The sequence below is a fragment of the Xanthomonas sp. SHU 308 genome (assembly GCF_000364645.1).
GTDB classification, from domain to species: domain Bacteria; phylum Pseudomonadota; class Gammaproteobacteria; order Xanthomonadales; family Xanthomonadaceae; genus Xanthomonas_A; species Xanthomonas_A sontii.
The window spans coordinates 1-3,577 of record NZ_AQOK01000336.1 but is presented as its reverse complement, the minus strand read 5'-3'; the positions used below and the strand labels follow the sequence as shown (position 1 = coordinate 3,577).

The window sequence follows — 3,577 nt, the reverse complement described above, 5'->3', positions numbered from 1 at the left end:
GCCGACGTGGCCGCCGTAGCTGCCCGCGCCGACCGACAGGCCGCCGCCGGAGCGCTGCGAGCCCACGCCCATCAGCACCACGCCGTTGGCGCCGAGCTTGGCCGCGTCGCGCTTGAGCCGGTCCACGGCCGCGTCGGTCTGGCCCTGGGTGCCGAAGCCGGCCGCGCTGGAGGCTTCGAGCTGGGCGATATCCACCGCCCCCGGCGGCGGCGCGGAGTAGATCTGCACCAGTGCCGGGTCGATCGGCGGGCGCGCCGCGCCGACCATCACTTTCGAGGAACTGGCGCAGCCGGCCAGGGCCAGTAGCAGCGCCAGCGGCAACAGCGGTCGGATGTTCATGGCCTTACCCCCGTGTTCGGATCTCACGCGATCATAGGCGGGCCGGGTGAATCGTGCCGAACCCGCCGCTGTCGCACCCTCGCAGGGCCGCCGTGATCCCCGTGCCAAGAGTTGGGTTGCCTGGCGTTCGCCGCGCGCTATGGTGCAGGCTCACATTCGCACGGAGGCCGGCATGGGCCTGATCAGTCTGCTCTGGGGCATCGTGGCGTTGCTGTGGATGATCCTGGCCTTCATCCCGCTGCTCGGCTGGGGCAACTGGTTCCTGATCCCGTTCGCCGCGGTCGGCGCGCTGATCGCCGCGATCGGGCTGCTGTTCACCGCGGCGCCCAACCGCGGCCGCGCCAAGACCGGCCTGATGCTCAATGCGCTGGTGATCGTGGTCGGGGTGATCCGGTTGAGCCTGGGCGGCGGGGTGATCTGACCTGCGTGCCGGGCGACCGGCATGCTGTGTTGCAGCATGTCGGGCTGCGCACCGTGTCGGCGGGAGTAACATGCGCAGCCGACGGCGCCCGCGCGCGGGCCGCCTCGCGTTCACGCCGGTGCCGGCGGCGCGGCCTGCGGTGCCTGGCGGCATCGGCCGCGCGACTGGCGCGGCCTCCCAACATCCGCCCACCCAGGAGCCTGCACGTGGCCCATCCCCACTATCGCCCCCGGCGCATGCGCCGCGATGCCTTTTCGCGCCGCCTGATGCGCGAACACACCCTCACCGTCGACGACCTGATCTGGCCGGTGTTCGTGCACGACGTGCCCGGGCGCACCCCGATCGCGTCCATGCCGGGCGTGGAGCGGCTGTCGATCGAAGAACTGCTGAAAGAGGCCGAGGTCGCGCTGGAACTGGGCATCCCGGTGATCGACCTGTTCCCGGTGATCGACCCGGCCGGCAAGTCGCTGGACGCGGCCGAGGCCTGGAACCCGGACGGCCTGGCGCAACGCGCGGTGCGCGCGCTGAAGACGCGCTTTCCGGAGCTGGGCGTGATGACCGACGTGGCGCTGGATCCGTACACCAGCCACGGCCAGGACGGCATCATCGACGACCGCGGCTACGTGCTCAACGACATCACCGTCGAGGCGCTGGTGCGGCAATCGCTGTCGCATGCGCAGGCCGGCGTGGACATCGTCTCGCCGTCGGACATGATGGACGGGCGCATCGGCGCGATCCGCCGCGCGCTGGATGCCGACGAACATCTGCACGTGCGCATCATGGCCTACTCGGCCAAGTACGCCTCGGCCTTCTACGGGCCGTTCCGCGAGGCGGTGGGCAGCGCCGGCAACCTCGGCAAGGCCGACAAGACCACCTACCAGATGGACCCGGCCAACGGCGACGAGGCCCTGCGCGAGATCGCGCTGGACCTGGAAGAAGGTGCGGACATGGTGATGGTCAAGCCAGGCATGCCCTACCTGGACGTGGTGCGGCGGGTGAAGGACGAATTCCGCGTGCCGACCTTCGCCTACCAGGTCAGCGGCGAGTACGCGATGCTCAAGGCAGCGATCGGCAACGGCTGGCTGGACGAGCGCGCCTGCGTGCTGGAGTCGCTGATGGCGTTCAAGCGCGCCGGCGCCGACGGCGTGCTGACCTATTTCGCGCCGCAGGTGGCGCGCTGGCTGCGCGAGGCGCGCTGAGCCGGCGTCCGCTTGTTGGAGGCGCCTCCGTCGCGATGACGCCTTTTCGGGAAGGTGCTGCCGCGACTGAAGGGCACCTCCAGCAGCGGCGAAGGCCATTGGGAGGAGCGGTTCGAGCCGCTCCTGCCATCGAGACAGGACATCATGCCAAGCCGCGGCAATGATGCGTCGTTCGAGGTGCCCTGAAGTCGCTCCTGTACAGGCGGCGATCTTGCGATCCATTTGCGTGGATCTTGGTAGGCGCGGCGTCAGCCGCGCCTACGCACACATCGGCGTCATGTCGATGGTGTCGCCGCCGGCAGACAGCCCAGCCCCTGCAGCGTCGCCTCCACCGCCACGTCCAGCGGCGTGTGCGGTTCTTCGCCGAGCACTTCCAGCAGCCGCGCATTGCGCATGCGCAGCGGGTGCCGCCACAGCGGGCGCATCTCGTGCAGTTCGCGCGCCAGCGGCCAGAATGGCTGGGCCAGGGTCAGCAGCGGCCACGGGAAGCGGCGCGTGCGCGGCGGCGCCAGGCCATGGCGCTGCGCCACCCGCGCGATCGCCGCGGCCATCTGTGTGCCGTCGGCGTCCCAGTGCCCGTCCATGTGCAGGCGGGCGAACGCCGGCAGGCGCGTGCGCTGTTGCAGCAGCGCCAGCATGGTCCGCGCCACGTCCGGCACGTAGGCCCATTGGTGGCCGACACCTGGATCGCCCGGCAGGGTCACCGTCGTGACCGGCCGTCCCCGTCGCACCAGCCCCTGCGCGAACCAGCTGTTGCCCACGCGCGGGCCGAAGAAGTCGCCGGCGCGCACCACGATGGCGCGTGCGCCTCGTGCGGTCGCGGCCTGCAGGCGCCGCTCCAGCTCCACCCGGATCGCGCCCTTGCGGGTGACCGGGGCCTGTGGCGCGTCTTCGTCCGGCGCCGGGTAGGCGTCCGGGCCGTAGTTGTAGACCGTGCCCGGCAGGATCACGGTGGCGCGCTCGGCGATGGCCGCGGCGACGGTGTTGTCGATCATCGGCAGCACCAGCTCCGACCAGCGCCGGTAACCGGGCGGGTTCACCGCATGCACGATCACCGCGCAGCCCTTGGCCGCCTGCAGCACGTCCGCCCGTTGCAGCGCGTCGCCGCGGTGCCAGTGGATGCCGTCGCGCTCCGCGCTGGGGTGGGCGAGGCCGCGCTGCAGGGCGCGCACCTGCCAGCCGGCGTCGCGCATCTGCCGCGCCAGTTCGCCACCGATGCCGCCGCTGGCGCCCAGCACCAGGGCCGTGGAAGAAGAAGAGGACATGGCAGCGCTCCGTCGGGGTCGGCGCTCAGTCTCGGTGCGGGTACCGCAGAAGAAAATTGGCGAAGAGCGCCGACCAGCTATACATTTCTGTATGGACAATACGATCAGCTGGGAACTCTACCGCTCCTTCCTGGCGGTGCTGGAGGAGGGCTCGTTGTCGGCGGCGGCACGCGAGCTGGGGCTGACCCAGCCCACGGTCGGCCGGCACGTGGCGGCGCTGGAACAGGCGCTGGCGGTGCCGCTGTTCGTCCGCTCGCAGACCGGCCTGCTGCCCACCGATGCCGCCCTGGCCTTGCGCGGGCATGCGCAGGCGATGGGCAGCCTGGCCGCGTCGCTGCAGCGCGCGGCGGGCC

Annotated in this window: 5 protein-coding genes; 3 read left to right on the top strand and 2 right to left on the bottom strand. The window is 71.3% G+C overall.

Going from position 1 to position 3,577, the window contains the following annotated elements:
• Nucleotides 1–339: hypothetical protein (locus tag D588_RS0111645; RefSeq protein ID WP_017916101.1), on the bottom strand; the 339-nt coding region annotated here is incomplete at its 3' end.
• Between the two features lie 172 nt (nucleotides 340–511).
• Between D588_RS0111645 and D588_RS0111640 the strand changes: the two genes are divergently transcribed.
• Together D588_RS0111640 and hemB are read left to right on the top strand one after the other, a co-directional pair.
• Nucleotides 512–760, top strand: coding sequence for a hypothetical protein (locus D588_RS0111640; protein ID WP_010340624.1), 249 nt, complete (start codon nucleotides 512–514; stop codon nucleotides 758–760).
• 206 nt (nucleotides 761–966) lie between these two features.
• A complete protein-coding gene (gene hemB, locus D588_RS0111635) occupies nucleotides 967–1,959 on the top strand; it encodes a porphobilinogen synthase (protein ID WP_026143617.1) in 993 nt (330 codons plus the stop codon).
• A gap of 275 nt (nucleotides 1,960–2,234) precedes the next feature.
• On the opposite strand, the gene D588_RS0111630 is transcribed toward hemB, so the two are convergent.
• On the bottom strand, nucleotides 2,235–3,224 hold the full coding sequence (locus D588_RS0111630) for an NAD-dependent epimerase/dehydratase family protein (RefSeq protein ID WP_026143616.1): 990 nt from the start codon (nucleotides 3,222–3,224) through the stop codon (nucleotides 2,235–2,237).
• Between the two features lie 91 nt (nucleotides 3,225–3,315).
• Between D588_RS0111630 and D588_RS24600 the strand changes: the two genes are divergently transcribed.
• Nucleotides 3,316–3,577: LysR family transcriptional regulator (locus D588_RS24600; RefSeq protein WP_017916098.1), on the top strand; the 262-nt coding region annotated here is incomplete at its 3' end.

What these genes read in the sequence shown, in the direction of transcription:
- D588_RS0111640 (WP_010340624.1), top strand. Translation starts at nt 512, where the DNA reads ATGGGCCTGATCAGTCTGCTCTGGGGCATCGTGGCGTTGCTGTGGATG.
- D588_RS0111630 (WP_026143616.1), bottom strand. Translation starts at nt 3,224, where the DNA reads ATGTCCTCTTCTTCTTCCACGGCCCTGGTGCTGGGCGCCAGCGGCGGC.